We start from the raw sequence: 15,047 nt of genomic DNA, 5'->3' as shown, positions 1-15,047 counted from the left end.
AGTAAATGCAGTATCAAGAATTGCAAGGAGGTCACCTTCGAACTGCAACAGGTCGAAATTCTCGCTACTCCGTGCTATGGAGGCGCCAGCGTTCGAAAAAGAGGTCATATCCATTCGGGGTCTCTTCGAACGTCGCGGAAACGCGGTCACCATGTTCGGTCACAGTGTAAAACTGACCGTCGGCAATGTCGAGCGACTCCGGAACCAAGACCAATTCTCGCGTTCGTCCACCACTCGACAGCAACAGCGAAAGAGTTCCTCCGTTGCTCTCGACCTTTGCTCTCATAATCCCTCGATACGATTCGTAAGTTCTAGTTAGCGGCGCGAACTTCTCTCGGAGCGCAAACTGCGGAACGGCGGTCTCATCGTCACCCTGTTGGATGGCAAGAATAGCAGGAGCTACATACATTGGATGCGGATTTGCGTCGGCATTGCACAGTAGTGCAATCCCAATACCGGCGTCTTCAAGGAATCCAACATATGCGTTTGAGACGCCGACCGAGCCACCGTGCCCGACTAACGTGTCCCCGAGGAAATCCTGAATCATCCAACCATAGCCGTATTTCTGCCGAGCGCCGTCAAGTGTGACGCGGCGCGTCGCATGTCGGTCGTGCATTTCGGCGATGGAACTTTCATTTACGAGTGTCTCACCGTTGAACGAACCACCGCTCATCTGGAGTTGGAGATACGAGCTAAGATCTCGAACCGAGGACAATAGGCCACCGGGGGCGTACATACGCTCGTCAAACGGGAACGAAGCAGGGGTCGGAGTTCCGTCATCTTTGTAGTACGGGGTCAACCGGTCGTCTTCAGACTCAAACGCGTTCTTCTCGAACGTCGATCGTTCCATCCCGAGCGGTTCAAGAATCTCTGATTCGATGTACGCCGCGTATTCCTGCCCAGTGACGGCTTCAATAACTTCGCCGAGGAGTGTGTAACCAGAGTTGTAGTAGAAGAAGCGGTCACCGTCATCGCGGGCGGCGGCCGACCCACGGACATGTGCTTCGAAGTCCAACCGACTACTAAGTGGTGGCGCCGTTGACCCTTCATCGCTACCGGAGTAACGCTGAATGAGAACTACCGCCATGCCATCGCTTGGGATCCCAGATGAGTGGGTCATTAGATCGCGGACGGTGACGGGTGGTCCCGGATAATCGTCGGCAAGTGGAAGATACTTGGAAACCGGGTCCTCAACGCTCAGTTGTCCTGCTTCGACTAGCTGCATAATCGCTAGCGTCGTGAACGACTTGGTACACGAACCGATTCCGAACAGGGTTCGGTCGGTGGCAGGCGCGTTCGTCTTCAGTTCGCGGGCACCGAACCCATTCGAGTACCGGATGCCATTTTGATCGACTATCGTGAGCGCGGCACCTGGAACCTGACTGTCTGAAAGCCAGTTGTGTACAAACGTCTCTATTTTCTCCGTCAATATTTCATCCATATTGTATTTTTGTAGTAGTGTTCGTTCATTAGGGATTGTGTAACCACAGCCTGTATACCCGGGCTGATGTGGCGAGGGTAGACTCACTCAGGTGTGATGCCGTGTCCGGGACCGTCGATGTCGATGGTCGGACCGTGATCCACTTCGGCAACGTCATCTGCGAGCAGAAGATTCCCGTCCAAATCCACGTATGAGAACGCACCGGTCCCAGCGACAACGTGGGCGCTGGTGTGGATGCCAATTGCGCTTTCGAGCATGCACCCGAGCATGAGTTCAAGATTCGCGGCCTTCGCGATAGAGACGATATCGGCGACCTGCAGCACGCCCGCCTTACCAAGTTTGACGTTTATAATGTCGGCAGCGTTCCGGCGTACAACTTCGATTGCGTCCTCAGAGTTGAACACCGCCTCGTCAGCCGCGACAGGCGTGTCCACGCGGTCACGAATGCGTGCAAGTCCCGCAACGTCGTCTTTCAGAACTGGCTGTTCGATGAGGTCGAGATGGACGTCGCGCTTTTCAACTTCCTTTGCGAACCACGCGGTTTCCTTGGGTGTCCATCCCTGGTTTGCGTCCACCTTCAGATGGACGTCAGGCGCGCTCTCATGAATCGCGACTACACGCTCGACATCCTCGTGGACGTCGTTTCCGGTCTTAATCTTGAGATGATCAAAGCCGTCGGCAGCGGCATTCGTCGCACTCGCACGGGCTGTATCGACGTCAACGATGGGAATCGTGAGGTCGGTCTCGACCGACGTCGGTGGACCGCCGAACAGCTCCGAGAGCGCGATGTCACGCTCGCGACAATAAACATCGAGAATTGCGGTTTCGACAGCGAACGCCGCCGCCGCCATCCCCGGAAATGCCGATCGAATCTTATTCACAAGTCTTCGGTAGTGCACGGTATCTTCCCCGATTATGAGGTCGGCCATTGTATCGGCGGTGAAGAGTGCCGCACCCTGTGTCTCGCCCGTGACCGTCGGGACAGGCGCGCCCTCGCCATAGCCCATAACACCATCAGCCGTCTCGATGGTGACTAGAACGTTCGACGCTTCATACTGAGTGCCGAGAGAGATTTCGAACGGCTCCGACAATGGCAAGTCAAGAGGTTCGACCGCCACGTTAGTAATCTCGCTCATGCGCTGCCTTCCAAGCTCTGTTTGACCATGGACAGTAGCTCCGCAGCTCCACCCTTGTGATAGATGTTCGCAGCGGGGAGGTCGTATTCGGTCTCCTCAGTAGCTGGGTCACCCCACGTCGAGACCGCGGCCACGGTCGCGTCCGAGAGGCTCTCAATAGCACGTTTCTCGGTTTCGACGCCGTCTACGTGGAAGCGCTCGAAGTGACTCCGCTGGACGCGGTCAGGCTGGTCGGCAAGCACCACCACATCAGGCCACGTGCCATGGAGAATGGCGAGCGTCACGCTCGAATACGCTCGGTGAGTGAGTGACGCCTGCCCTTCGACAAACACCAGATCGTGGTTCTCGGCGACTTTCGAGACAAGGTCTTCGACCGTGCCTGCAGTGAAATCAGCAGGGACGCGATCGATGACCACGCCTTGGTGCGCACCGACCATGATCCCTGTTTGACCGGTTGCCACCCATCCAGCATTGAGACCTGCGTTTTGAGCTGCCTTGTAGAGTTCAAACGTAGTCGTTCGCTTCCCTACAGCACAGTCGGTACCGAGCGTAAGCACTACATCTGCGCAGGCATCATCCACCGACCCGTCGCCCACGCGCAGGTCATCGTCAGCAGGTGGTTTTCGAACATCGAAGATTCGCGCGTCGTGGTCGGCGGCCAAAGACGACCACTGTTCGTCGTTGCTGAGGAAGACATGGAGGCCTGAAACGAGGTCACAACCGTATTCAATGGCTGTCTCGATCTCAGTCACCCACGCCTCGGGGAGTTGACCACCAGCGGGTGCGACCCCGATTACGAGTACCTCTACCTCAGGTGCTCGCTCGACAGCTTCGTCAACCGACTCCACAATAGGAATGTCAGGTGCGTCGGCTCTCCCAAGCACGTCGGCGGGTGTCTCTTCTGCGGTCTCGGAGTCAACAACGATCCGCGTGTCAAACACTTCGCTGTGCATCACCACACCGTTCGCGGTCTTTCCACCAGTTCGTCCGAATTCACCCTCAGCGAGCACTATCGCCGGAACTGGCACGTCAAACTTGTCTCGTAAATTCATGGCTTGACTAAAATAAATCACACCCTACGAAAACCCTACACCCTCCTATGGTGGGTCACTCTACACGGTACTTAGCAATGGCGTCAGTGTCGATGGTCACGCCGAATCCAGGATCATCCGGAAGCGTAAACGTTGCGCCGCTGGGAGTCCACTGCTCGCGCTCCTTGATAAGCGAGTCTTTAGCGTGGACGTTGAGGATGCCCGTCGGATACGCGACGGTCGGACACGCCGCCGCAAAGTGGGCGTTGGCCGCGGCACCGACACCGAGTTCAAGCATGCTTCCCATAAAACACGGCATGCCGTGGGCAGAGGCCACGGTCGCCACTTCTCGAGCCCGATTGAGACCCCCTGTTTTCGCGAGTTTGATGTTGACGATATCACAGGCGTCGGCCTGTGCGAGCGCAGCAACATCTCGTGGGGCAAAACAAGCTTCATCAGCTAGAATTGGCGGCGCAACAGCGTCTCGAACCCGGATAAGACCCGCAATATCATCGTAGTCGATGGGTTGTTCCACGAGGACGAGACCACTCGCCGCATCGTCGAGTATTGGAATTTTTCGGAGTGCCTCGGGGACGGACCATCCCTGATTCGCGTCGATTCGGATTCTAGCATCAGGAACCGCGTCAGTGATGGCCATGATTGCGTCGCGCTCAGCTTCAAAGTCGGGGTTACCGACCTTTATTTTGAATGCTAAAAATCCCTGCTCAGCTGCACGAGTCGCGTCGGCACGCACCTCGTCTGGCGATTTGATACCAATGGAATAGTGGAGGTCGATAGTTGGGTCGCTACGCGTGGGCCCACCGAGCAGATCGTATACGGGGAGGCCGCGAGCCTTCCCGAGGGCATCCCAAAGTGCCATGTCTATGCCACAGAGCGGGAACGGCTCGCCAGAGAGCACCTGCCGGCAGTCCTCGACAATTCGGGGAATATGATTGAGTCGTCGTCCCTCAACCAATGGCGCAAGTGTGTCTTCAATTAAGACGCAGATCGCGCCCTGCGAGAGACCGTGGGGCCACGACGAAAGCGGCGCAACTTCACCCAGGCCGGTCACGCCTGCGTCGGTCTCGACCTGGACGATCACGTGATCATAGGTCTGTTCGCCGGCAGTCGCTAGCGAAAGGCTAGTTTCATAGGTGGTTTCTGAGGGAACGGAGACCGGGATGACTTTAACATCAGTTACCTTCATAGTGTCACCACCTCCCCAGGTCGAGCACCCGTATGGTCGCCTTCTCGGACGACGAACTGGCCATTGACTAGCACGTAAGAGATGCCGTCAGGATAGTTTGCTGGATCCAGGAAGTCGCCCGATTGAGCGACCGTTTTGGGATCAAAGACGGTTACATCGGCTTTCGCATTTGCCTTTAGCACACCTCGGTCGGCGAGTCCCATCCGCGAAGCTGGCATTCCAGTCATCTTATGAACCGCCGACTCGACCGAAACGACTCCTTCGTTGCGAGCGTAGTGGCCGAGAACACGTGGGAAGGTTCCGTAATTTCGCGGGTGGGGGACCCCCTCGCCAAGTGGCCCATCCTGTTTTAGCGATGATCCGTCGCTTCCGACCATCGTGAGCTCGTGGCGCATGACGGTTCGCACGTCGTCTTCGTCCATGCCGAAGTTGACGTGCATCGTGCGGTTCTCGTCATGGAGTACTATATCAAGCAGGATATCCGCAGGGTCACGATTATTATCGTCCTGAGCCGCGAGCTCGGCGATAGTCTTCCCTTCGGTGTGTTTCAGGTTGGAATTCCGGACGCTCGTCACGAGGATGCCGCCCCACGTGCTCTTTTCGTCGGCTACCAATTCATCACGAATTTTCTCACGATCCCTGTCGTCTTGTAATCGTTCGAGCAACGCGTCGTCGCCGCCGTCGTGGGCCCAGTTGGGAAGGAGTGCCCCGAGCGTAGTTGAGGAAGCAACGTATGGGTACTGATCGCACTGCACGTCCACGCCGTCGCGTTCGCGCGCAAGCTCCATTTGCCGGAGCGTGTAGCGTATTTTCCCCCAGTTATTTGGACCGATTGCCTTGTGATGGGATATCTGAACGGGGATGTCTGCACAACGACCGATTTCCAGCGTCTCTTTAACGCTCTCAATAAGATCGTCGCTTTCTGAGCGCATGTGGGTAGCGTAGAAGCCGCCGTACTCAGTGGCCACCTCCGCCAGTGCAATCACTTCAGCGGTGTCGGCGTAACATCCAGGAGGGTAGAACAGCCCTGATGAGAGGCCGACTGCGCCGTCCTCCATCGCCTCGGCGACGATATCTCGCATTTCGACAAGTTCATTTTCGGTCGGCACTCGGTCGTCATAGCCAACGACCGCCGCCCGGACGTTGCCATGACCGATGAGTGATGCAACGTTGAGTGAGATGTCCGCCGCGAGGTAGTCGAGATATTCCGCCATCGATTCCCAATTGTCGGCGTCTACAGTATCGCCAAGGGCGTTGCTCTCGAACCAGTCGTCGACACCTTGGGCGGCCGCACCGTACCGCGGGGCCGCACTAGTGCCACAGTTCCCTACGACTTCGAGGGTCACACCTTGACGAACCTTACTGTGAGCTTCGCGGTTCGCTGGAAGGGTGAAGTCGGAGTGAGTATGAATATCTATGAATCCCGGTGCGACTGCCGCGCCGTCAAGATTGATAATCTCGTCGGCGTCGGCTTCGAAATGTCCGATCTCAACGATGCGACCGTCCGTGATAGCCACGTCGCCGCGATACCACGGTGACCCTGTACCATCCACGATTCGGCCGTCTCTGAGTAGGATATCGTGTCCCATGGCTCGCCAATCGCGGGCCCCTACCTAAAGTCCGGAACCTCACAAGGTCGGTCACAAGAGGGTCCGACCTTGCTCACGAGAAGATGCCTACGTACATGGCGAACAACGAGTACAACAGAGTACTGACAAGAAAGACAGCCCCATCTATCTGAATATTTATATATACGATCACGAACAGAGGGTAGGGCGCAAACAGCAGAAGCGTCTCGACCACGTACCACTGTCGGTCGGTGAGATTGAGGCGAGTGCGTACCGCCTCACGGGGCGTTCGCGAACGCTCAGAAGGAGGAGATTTCCATGAAACGTAACCACTTGTTCTATTATCGCTGGTGCCATCATCCTCCCCCGGTCGCTCATGTTCATCGCCATGGCTGATTGCGGGGTGGGTCCATTCGTCCCATTCAGCACCAACATCGCGCACGCTTCTTTCTTTGCGTCCATCACGCGGCTTATTTCGGTCACTCATAGCGTCACCTCTGTCTTCTCGATAGGAATGTCGAACTCGTAGCCGTTGTATACCGAGACCACGATTTCGCCATAGACGGTCGCGGCGTCACCAGCCGATAAATTGCCAGAAACTTGTCGTGCAGGAATGTGAACTGCAAGGTCGTTCTCACCAGGTAAAAGTGACCGCTGGCCTTTAAAGGGTGTGCTCGCGCTGTCATTGTAACCGGGATGAGCAACCGTCAGATGGACATACTGAATTCGGAGGGGTTCGTTCATCGAGCTGTTCACTCGGAGGTTGACCACAATAGCGCCGTTCTCAATATGGGTGTCCGCGATCCCGGCGGACGTCTCGTCGCGGCTGGTGACTGAAGCGTAGTTTTGTTCAGCCTCGGCGATAACTACTCCCGAAAGCAAGGCAATAACTAGAAGAGACGCTACGACCCGCCGACTCACGCTAAATCCTCCACGTTAGTCGGCAAGTCGTTTTGATCGACTAGCGCGTAGTCGCATGCCGAACATCGCCGCTCACCGACGAGCGACCGGCCACCACAGCAGGTCCTATGTTGCCCCTCTGGTTCAGCAAACTCGTTGCCACAGACCGGACACATCTGTAGTCCATACCGCAAAAGCGCGGCCATCGCCGTCCGATCCGCGGAGGAACGGTCGTCCCAGTCGGGAATACGCTCGGCAAGGAGATCGATCACTGCCATGTCGAGTGCGGCCACTGCCCGGGCCTCCCACTGGCGAACTGCAACCTCGTCGGTGTCGAAGGCGAACCAGTTTTCGCCACCACCAAGGTTCCGCCGCGCCGATACCTCGACTACACCGTCGAACTTCTTTACAATTGCTCGTTCAAGGACGTCGGAGTCGTTGACACCCTTAGCCGCGGTGGCTTGAATTCGCTCTTCAATCTCATCCGGAAGCCGGTAATCCTCATCAAGGAGTCCCACTGCGAGTAGTGCCTTGGTCGCCGGTAAATTGGACGAAAACACATCGGTCTCGTTCTTGCCGAATGCAACAAGTATCGACTCGGGGAGCGCGCGTGTTAGCTGCGGGGTCCCGGGAATTAGGTATCCGTGTAGCATAATGACTGCCCCACCGAGGGTGAACACTGCAATTGCGAGAATGGTGCCACCGACCGCATAGAGTGCCGCTGTTCCTAATCCAAGCAATACCACGTTGACTGCGGTGCAAGGCCAACAGCGGTTCGTGCCAGTATAGCGTGGGTTATGGAAACGCACATCATACCCTTTGAGGGAGTGCGTAAAACATTATCCACCTCAAATATACGGTAGTCAAATATTATTTTACAATATTGACATCCGCGCACTAACAAATATTTTCGGGTCAGAGGTGCTGTGGTGAGTGATCATGTACAAACCCAATCACACCACTACTGAATGGAACTGAAAAAGGTACTACCTGCCGCGTTTGTTCAATTATCTCCGTGGGTAGCGATTCAGGGTGGTCATTGCTATGAAATTTAAAACTTTCACATCAGCGATCGCGACGTACGCGACTGAAGGAATGCAGTCATCACCGTCGCTCAAATACGGTGAAGTTCACGCACTACCGATCTTCGCTGGCGCCTTCACCTAAACATCTCCTGATTTCAGGAGGGGGAAGATTCAAGCACATCGATAGACCTTCCCCTCCATGGGATTAGAGACCATTATTCAAATTGCCGAACAAGTCGGTGAGGACGATGAGGCTCGTCGGGCGGCGTTTCGCCGGGAGCTACAACAGTACGACGACGGAGAAATCGAGTCATTCACTGAAACCAATGATACCCTTGCCGCCGAGCGTGAGACTCTCAATGAACTCAAACGTGAGCTTGACAGTGAGGAAGGAAACATCGAGGAACTAGTTGAGTACACGGAATTTCTGACTGTTGAGCAGGCGGTTGAACATCGTGAAGAGACTGTCGATAAGCTCGGAAAGCACAACAAACATCTCCGGACGTTCCATGCTGAGATGATTCGAGCGCTCGACATTGTCGAAACTAACCTCGATACGTTGGAGGCCAATGGAAGGGAGGCAGTATGTGGGAATCCCCAGCCACACTTCGAGCGGGCGGGAGAGGCGCTTAAAAAGCATAACGAGGCGGTTGAAGGCCTCGGCACGAACATGACTATTCTGAATGCATATATAGTCTGAGTCATGAAGAAAATTTCACTCAGTCACAAAATTTTGGACTATCGAGAAGTGTTGTGTTAACCCCCCACATAGATAGGGGGTGTCTATAAGCTATAAAATTCGAAAAGGTTAGACATGGAGACAGAACGTCGTGAATTCATGCGACAAATGGGCGCTGCTGGAGCGTCTATTGCTACCCTGAGTATAGCCGGCTGTGCAAACCAAAATAATCCAAACGGAAGCGGTAATTCCGCTAATAAGAAGATAGAAGAAAACTTGCCTCAGGAGCGAAAAATTGGCAAAATCAATCATGTTAGCAATACTGAACAGTACCACCCCGCACGTTATCAAGCAAATCGCCTAGTGGACAAGCGGTTTCGGGAACAACTTGGCGCGAACGTCGTGACCGATGCGGTCGAAATCACGGTGCTTACCTCTCGTGAGGACAAGGGAGATTTCCATCTAACCACCTACAACTGGTGCGCAAACAACGGGGATCCTGATACTATCCTCATCAACCGCTTTGCCAAAGGAGGAGCGGAAAACGACTACGGATTCAACCACGACCGCTATAACGAGGTCGCCAGAAATCAGCGAAAAGAGACTGACAAAGATGCTCGACAAAAACTGGTTCATGAGGCCCAGAAAATTTTGGGTGAGCAGCGAGTTGAGAATCAGTATCTCTACAATGTCTACCCGTACGCCTACAACAGTGACCGATTTGAGGAAGATTCAATTGTAGTGAACGTCACGGGGTTACGCAATATATGGAATTATACCCAAATCAAACCTAAGAATAATAAGGGTAAAACTATTGTCACTAATAATTGGGATCCCTCGGATCAGCTGAACCCGCTCCACATCAACGCGGTCGGTCCGAGTAGAAATTGGACGCCAACTCGGTTTATGCATGATTTCCTATTCCGAGCAGACCCCAAGCAACAAATGAAGCCGTGGGCTGCGAAGGACTTCGAATGGGCCGACGATACCACGCTCAACGTGAATCTTAAGCAGGGTATGACATTCCACGACGGTGAATCGGTGACCGCCGATGACGTAGTGTACACATTTAACCTCATCTTAGAGACTGAGCCACCAGCCTACGTCAACTATGTGGTCGACACGACCGAGAGCGTCGAGAAAACCGGTAACCATTCGGTTCGATTCAATCTAACCGAACCGTACGCACCATACATCGCGATCACGCTTGGGTTAACGCCAATCCTGCCCCAGCATTATTGGGAGAAAATACTCTCTGAGACAGGCAATGAGTCCGAACCATGGAAGGTGTCAATAACCAATGGCACACCTGTTGTGGGAAGTGGTCCGTTCCAGTGGGGCAACTGGGATCAAGGTTCACGCTTTGAGATGCCTGCATTCAAAAATCATTCGTTCGCTGCACCAAATATCGATACCCGCATCCAGCGGCCACTTTCAACTCGCGACGCCGAACTCGAAGCAATGCGAAACGGTGACTACGACTTGCTTGACTACTGGTTCGGTAGTCCTGCATCGCTCCAAGACGCAGTCAAAAATAGCGGACACCTCACGCTTGTTGAAAACTCCGACGACTGCCGACAGGCGACGTGGGTCAATACCAAAAAGCCACCGTTCGATGACGTTGCGTTCCGACAAGCTGCAAATGCGCTCATCACTGGTGCCCAAACAGTCATTATAGAGGAACTCAACGACGGCTTTGGCAACAAGGCACATTCACCGATCAATGAAACCCTTAACTTCTGGCATAATCCCGACACGCCGTACTTTGAGAACGGTGTTAATGGAGCCATTGAAATCCTAAAAGATGCCGGGTATGTGTGGGACAATGACGGAAATCTCTACTATCCTGAAGGGAAAACTGGTGCATAGCTAACGTATTCCACAATTCCTCCATTAATATAATCTAAAAATAAAAATGGTCAATAAACGATACGTCGCTCGACGCTTAGCACTGATGGTGGTGTCACTATTTACAGTGGTCACTATCCTGTTCTTCCTCTTCCGGATGGTACCTGGTGGACCAATGTCAGCAATCATGAGTCCACGTATGTCGCCAGAAGCTCAACGTCGCGTCATAGAGGAGTTCGGACTCAACGAACCACTCTGGAAACAGTATCTCTTGTACATGGCTCAGGTTGTCCAGTTAGACTTCGGCCAATCATTCTATTATAGCCGACCAGTGACCAGCATCATTGGCGACCGGTTCATCAACACAATGGCACTAATGTTGACTGCGTTCACTATTTCGTACGCTTTCGGCATTTACTTCGGCGCCCAACTTGGGTGGATCCGCGGAACGACCAAAGAGCGCGCTGGCATGCTGGTTGTTCTCTTGCTCCGTTCAACACCTGTATTCTGGACCGGAATGATTGTCCTTTATATATTTTCGTTCGAATTAGGAATGTTCCCGCTCGGTGGGATGCGCGGAGTCACCGCGAATTACTCAGGGACTGCCGATAAATTCCTGAGTGTCGACTTCCTCTATCACCTCGCACTCCCGGTCTTCACACTGTGTACCTACTATACCGGACTACCACTCCTGCTAATGCGAAATAATCTGCTCGAAGTACTTTCGGAAGATTACATCGACACAGCGCGTGCCAAGGGACTGACGAATCGACGCATCTTGTTCCAGCACGCGGTTCGGAATGCGATTCTTCCAGTGGTAACGGCGTTCGCCATTGCGGTCGGATTCGCAGTCGGTGGACAGGTGCTTATCGAGACTGTATTCTCTTGGCCTGGCCTCGGCCGTGAGATGGTACAAGCAGCGCTTCGGAGCGATTACCCAGTCGCGCAAGGCGCGTTCGCACTTATGTCTTTTATCGTGATCACGATGAACTTCATAGCCGACATCGCATATACGTACCTTGATCCACGGGTTGAACTTGGAGGAACCTAAGATGAATGAGGAAACTTCACGATCGACACAGAAACGCATTGAGACTAAGAAAGGATGGCGGCGATTTCTCCAGAACCTCCGCCGAACTGCCCGCGAGCAAGCCAGTGTCTTTGTCCAGTCAAAGATGGCAGTTGCGGGTCTAATTATCATCACCTTCTACATTCTGGTCGCCTTGGCAGCACCCTACATCGTGCCGTACGCGCCGTATGAGCGCATTTACGCTGCAGACGGGTCATGGGCTAGTCTCCAGCCGCCAACGCTGGCTAACCCGCTTGGGACGACTGAGGCCGCCCATGATGTGCTTTCACAACTGTTGCTGGGTGCTCGGATCGCAATGTTCGTCGGTCTACTGGGTGCGTTCATGGTCGCAGTTATCGGAACGACTATCGGTGTTATTGCGGGGTATTATGGCGGCTGGGTCGACGAAGTGGTGATGCGATCCGTGGACATCCTCTATGGCCTTCCATTCATCCCGTTCGTTATCGTTCTAGTGACGGTACTTGGCGCGAGTGTGTGGAACATCATCCTTGGCATTGCCCTTCTGTACTGGCTTTCAACCGCCCGTGTCATCCGGTCTGAAGTGTTGACGGTGCGCGAGCGCCCGTATGTCGAGGCCGCGCGGGCTGCGGGAGCAAGCGACTTCCGCATCATGACAGTCCACATTCTCCCGAACGTTATCCCGCTGTCGGCGCTCTACGCTGCCATCGCAGTGGGATACTCTATCGTCGCGCAGGCAAGCATCGCCTTCCTCGGATTCGGCGACCCGTCGGTTCCCTCGTGGGGCGTGATGCTTCAGCGGGCGTTCGTCACCCAGTCGTTCGGTACCGCGTGGTGGTGGGTGATTCCACCAGGACTGTCTATTACGCTCGTTGTGACAGGAGCCTACCTCGTGGGACGGGGCTACGAGGAAGTTGTCAACCCACAGCTTCAGGAGCAGTAAATGAATCAATCAAACTCGAACTTCGACGAAGATGCACCGCTGTTGGCGGTCAAGGACGCCGTCGTGAACTATCGGACAAGCGACGGATATCTTACCGCAGTTGATGGAATCAGCTTTGAAATCGGCGAGGACGAAATCTTCGGTCTCGTCGGTGAATCTGGCTGTGGGAAATCGACTGTGGCTCAAGCTATCCTTGGTCTCCTACCACAGAACGGTGAGGTTGCCTCTGGATCAATTCAATTTCGGGGTGTCGAACTCAACAACCTCGACAAGCGTGAGATGGACGCCCTTCGCTGGGAGAACATCTCACTCATCAGTCAGGGCGCGATGAATGCGCTCAACCCTGTCCATCGTATTTCCTCACAGATAATCGAGGCGATTCAGGCCCATCGGGACACATCGACAGCCGAGGCGCGAGAGCGCGTAGCCGAACTCTTCACAATCGTCGGTCTCGATCCTGATCGAATGGATGATTACCCTCACCAGTTTTCTGGAGGGATGAAACAGCGGGCATATATCGCGATGTCGCTCGCACTTGACCCTGATCTTATAATCGCCGACGAACCGACAACTGCGCTCGACGTAATCGTCCAAGATCAAATTCTCAAGCGGCTTAAAGAGCTTCGAGACCAACTCGGTATTTCAGTTGTCATTATTTCTCACGATATCAGCGTCATCGCCGAAACATGCAATCGACTGGGCGTGATGTATTCGGGAAAATTGATGGAGTACGGCGATCTTAGAGAAATTTTCGCGAGTCCGTACAATCCCTACACCCTCGGGCTACAGAACGCGTTCCCATCACTCCGAGGAAAGCAACAAGACCTTATTTCCATCCCCGGTAGTCCGCCGTCTATTGTGGACCTCCCAAGCGGCTGTCGGTTCATGCAGCGGTGTCCGTTCGCCAGTCAAGAATGTGCGACGCAGCATCCGCCGTTAGAGTCGGTGGGCGACGACCACTTCTCGGCGTGCTATCATCACGAACGCGTCGAACAGATGCGACAGGATGCGAAAGAACGGGAAACGTGGGCGCAACTGCAGGACACTGGCAAGGAATCAGCGGCTACTGGAGGAATGACTCATGACTGATCGTAACATTATTATGGAATGTGAAGGGCTGAAACAGTATTTCGGCCAGCAACAGGGACTTTTCGATAGCCTATTCGGCGAACCCGAATATGTCCGTGCGGTAGACGGCATCGACCTCAAAATAGAGCGGGGTGAAATTGTCGGCCTTGCTGGCGAGTCTGGATGTGGAAAGACCACGACAGGCAAGACGCTCATCCGACTCCTCGAACCGACCGATGGTACGATTCGGTTCGAAGGCAAAGAGGTGACCGACATCACTGGAGCAGAACTACAGGAGTTCCGCAGGAACGTTCAGATAATCTTCCAAGATCCCTTTGAAAGCCTCAATCCCCGAATGACAGTGTATGATACTGTGGTCGAACCCCTCAAGATTCACGGCATCGGTGACCCCGACGAGCGGTATATTCGGGTGGTTGAGGCGCTCGAACGCGCCGAACTCGAACCGGTCGAGGCATATCTGGAAAACTACCCTCATCAACTGTCAGGTGGCGAAAAACAGCGGGTCGCCATCGCGCGAGCTCTGGTGCTCGAACCCGACTTCCTGCTGGCCGACGAACCAGTTTCGATGCTTGATGTGTCGATCCGAGCGGGCGTGCTGAGCCTGCTCCAACGGCTCAACGAGGAACTCGACCTTACCATCCTGTTCATTAGCCATGACTTATCTCTACTTCGACAAGTGTGCGACCGTATCGGCATCATGTATCTAGGTCGCATTATTGAGTTCGGGGAGACCGAGACGGTCATCCAAACCCCAACGCACCCCTACGCAAAGGCGCTGCTCGGGGCAGCTCCCGAGCCTGACCCCTTTCGCGAGCGCGAGCACGTCGAGATTCAGGGATCTATTCCCGATCCGATAAATCTCCCGTCTGGCTGCCGGTTTAAGGGTCGATGTCCCGAGCGTGAAGCCATCTGCGACTATATCGATCCACCTCTCTGTGAAGTTGAGTATGAGGGCGAGCCCCGCGATGTCGCGTGTCACGCCTACTACGAGTCCGACGATGCCAAGAAGTTCGAACAGCAACTACGCGAGCGCGAAGACGTGCGCGACGACGTAAAACAGAATCCCCACCGAAAGGTAAGCCTCAACGAGGAACCCGACAAAGAGGTCAGCCATAACGCGGAAAGCGACTGA

At 54.4% G+C, this 15,047-nt stretch carries 14 protein-coding genes; 6 read left to right on the top strand and 8 right to left on the bottom strand.

What is annotated here, in order from left to right:
- Positions 1 to 64: 64 nt before the first annotated feature.
- From BW974_RS20360 to BW974_RS20325, 8 genes are all read right to left on the bottom strand, one after another.
- Positions 65 to 1,441 (bottom strand): serine hydrolase domain-containing protein, encoded by a 1,377-nt coding sequence (locus BW974_RS20360; protein ID WP_076432444.1) that lies wholly within the window; start codon positions 1,439 to 1,441, stop codon positions 65 to 67.
- Positions 1,442 to 1,524: 83 nt separating this feature from the next.
- Positions 1,525 to 2,577: a dipeptide epimerase gene (locus BW974_RS20355; protein WP_076432442.1), complete on the bottom strand. Its 1,053-nt coding sequence runs from the start codon at positions 2,575 to 2,577 to the stop codon at positions 1,525 to 1,527.
- A complete protein-coding gene (locus tag BW974_RS20350; protein WP_076432440.1) occupies positions 2,574 to 3,629 on the bottom strand; it encodes a DUF1611 domain-containing protein in 1,056 nt (351 codons plus the stop codon). Before BW974_RS20350 ends, BW974_RS20355 begins: the two co-directional genes overlap by 4 nt.
- 55 nt (positions 3,630 to 3,684) lie before the next feature.
- Positions 3,685 to 4,815 carry a mandelate racemase/muconate lactonizing enzyme family protein gene (locus BW974_RS20345; RefSeq protein WP_076432438.1) on the bottom strand — a complete coding sequence of 377 codons (1,131 nt, stop codon included), beginning with the start codon at positions 4,813 to 4,815 and terminating at the stop codon, positions 3,685 to 3,687.
- Positions 4,812 to 6,404, bottom strand: coding sequence for an N-acyl-D-amino-acid deacylase family protein (locus BW974_RS20340; RefSeq protein ID WP_076432436.1), 1,593 nt, complete (start codon positions 6,402 to 6,404; stop codon positions 4,812 to 4,814). Before BW974_RS20340 ends, BW974_RS20345 begins: the two co-directional genes overlap by 4 nt.
- 73 nt (positions 6,405 to 6,477) lie before the next feature.
- Positions 6,478 to 6,870, bottom strand: a complete 393-nt coding sequence (locus tag BW974_RS20335) for a hypothetical protein (RefSeq protein ID WP_076432434.1) — start codon at positions 6,868 to 6,870, stop codon at positions 6,478 to 6,480.
- The gene (locus tag BW974_RS20330; protein WP_076432432.1) at positions 6,867 to 7,304 is read right to left on the bottom strand and encodes a hypothetical protein; all 438 of its coding nucleotides are present in this window, start codon (positions 7,302 to 7,304) and stop codon (positions 6,867 to 6,869) included. The genes BW974_RS20335 and BW974_RS20330 overlap by 4 nt, the downstream gene beginning before the upstream one ends.
- Positions 7,301 to 8,023, bottom strand: coding sequence for a DUF8054 domain-containing protein (locus tag BW974_RS20325; RefSeq protein ID WP_139328956.1), 723 nt, complete (start codon positions 8,021 to 8,023; stop codon positions 7,301 to 7,303). Before BW974_RS20325 ends, BW974_RS20330 begins: the two co-directional genes overlap by 4 nt.
- A gap of 484 nt (positions 8,024 to 8,507) precedes the next feature.
- Here BW974_RS20325 and BW974_RS20320 point away from each other — a divergent pair, with 484 nt between their 5' ends.
- The 6 genes from BW974_RS20320 to BW974_RS20295 all read left to right on the top strand — a co-directional run bounded on the left by BW974_RS20320 (position 8,508) and on the right by BW974_RS20295 (position 15,047).
- Positions 8,508 to 9,008, top strand: coding sequence for a hypothetical protein (locus BW974_RS20320; RefSeq protein WP_076432428.1), 501 nt, complete (start codon positions 8,508 to 8,510; stop codon positions 9,006 to 9,008).
- A gap of 114 nt (positions 9,009 to 9,122) precedes the next feature.
- The gene (locus tag BW974_RS20315; RefSeq protein ID WP_076432426.1) at positions 9,123 to 10,856 is read left to right on the top strand and encodes an ABC transporter substrate-binding protein; all 1,734 of its coding nucleotides are present in this window, start codon (positions 9,123 to 9,125) and stop codon (positions 10,854 to 10,856) included.
- A gap of 46 nt (positions 10,857 to 10,902) precedes the next feature.
- The gene (locus BW974_RS20310) at positions 10,903 to 11,886 is read left to right on the top strand and encodes an ABC transporter permease (protein WP_076432424.1); all 984 of its coding nucleotides are present in this window, start codon (positions 10,903 to 10,905) and stop codon (positions 11,884 to 11,886) included.
- Between the two features lies 1 nt (position 11,887).
- Positions 11,888 to 12,826, top strand: a complete 939-nt coding sequence (locus tag BW974_RS20305; protein WP_076432422.1) for an ABC transporter permease — start codon at positions 11,888 to 11,890, stop codon at positions 12,824 to 12,826.
- Positions 12,827 to 13,915 (top strand): ABC transporter ATP-binding protein, encoded by a 1,089-nt coding sequence (locus BW974_RS20300; RefSeq protein ID WP_084186413.1) that lies wholly within the window; start codon positions 12,827 to 12,829, stop codon positions 13,913 to 13,915.
- Positions 13,908 to 15,047, top strand: coding sequence for an ABC transporter ATP-binding protein (locus BW974_RS20295; RefSeq protein ID WP_076432420.1), 1,140 nt, complete (start codon positions 13,908 to 13,910; stop codon positions 15,045 to 15,047). The genes BW974_RS20300 and BW974_RS20295 overlap by 8 nt, the downstream gene beginning before the upstream one ends.

Origin of the sequence: Haladaptatus litoreus, assembly GCF_900156425.1 — an archaeon.
Taxonomy (GTDB): domain Archaea; phylum Halobacteriota; class Halobacteria; order Halobacteriales; family Haladaptataceae; genus Haladaptatus; species Haladaptatus litoreus.
This window is presented reverse-complemented; position numbering and strand designations above follow the sequence as displayed.

Coding starts and splice junctions, on each gene's coding strand:
- BW974_RS20360 (WP_076432444.1), bottom strand. CDS start 1,441: ATGGATGAAATATTGACGGAGAAAATAGAGACGTTTGTACACAACTGG.
- BW974_RS20355 (WP_076432442.1), bottom strand. CDS start 2,577: ATGAGCGAGATTACTAACGTGGCGGTCGAACCTCTTGACTTGCCATTG.
- BW974_RS20350 (WP_076432440.1), bottom strand. CDS start 3,629: ATGAATTTACGAGACAAGTTTGACGTGCCAGTTCCGGCGATAGTGCTC.
- BW974_RS20345 (WP_076432438.1), bottom strand. CDS start 4,815: ATGAAGGTAACTGATGTTAAAGTCATCCCGGTCTCCGTTCCCTCAGAA.
- BW974_RS20340 (WP_076432436.1), bottom strand. CDS start 6,404: ATGGGACACGATATCCTACTCAGAGACGGCCGAATCGTGGATGGTACA.
- BW974_RS20335 (WP_076432434.1), bottom strand. CDS start 6,870: ATGAGTGACCGAAATAAGCCGCGTGATGGACGCAAAGAAAGAAGCGTG.
- BW974_RS20320 (WP_076432428.1), top strand. CDS start 8,508: ATGGGATTAGAGACCATTATTCAAATTGCCGAACAAGTCGGTGAGGAC.
- BW974_RS20315 (WP_076432426.1), top strand. CDS start 9,123: ATGGAGACAGAACGTCGTGAATTCATGCGACAAATGGGCGCTGCTGGA.
- BW974_RS20310 (WP_076432424.1), top strand. CDS start 10,903: ATGGTCAATAAACGATACGTCGCTCGACGCTTAGCACTGATGGTGGTG.
- BW974_RS20305 (WP_076432422.1), top strand. CDS start 11,888: ATGAATGAGGAAACTTCACGATCGACACAGAAACGCATTGAGACTAAG.
- BW974_RS20300 (WP_084186413.1), top strand. CDS start 12,827: ATGAATCAATCAAACTCGAACTTCGACGAAGATGCACCGCTGTTGGCG.
- BW974_RS20295 (WP_076432420.1), top strand. CDS start 13,908: ATGACTGATCGTAACATTATTATGGAATGTGAAGGGCTGAAACAGTAT.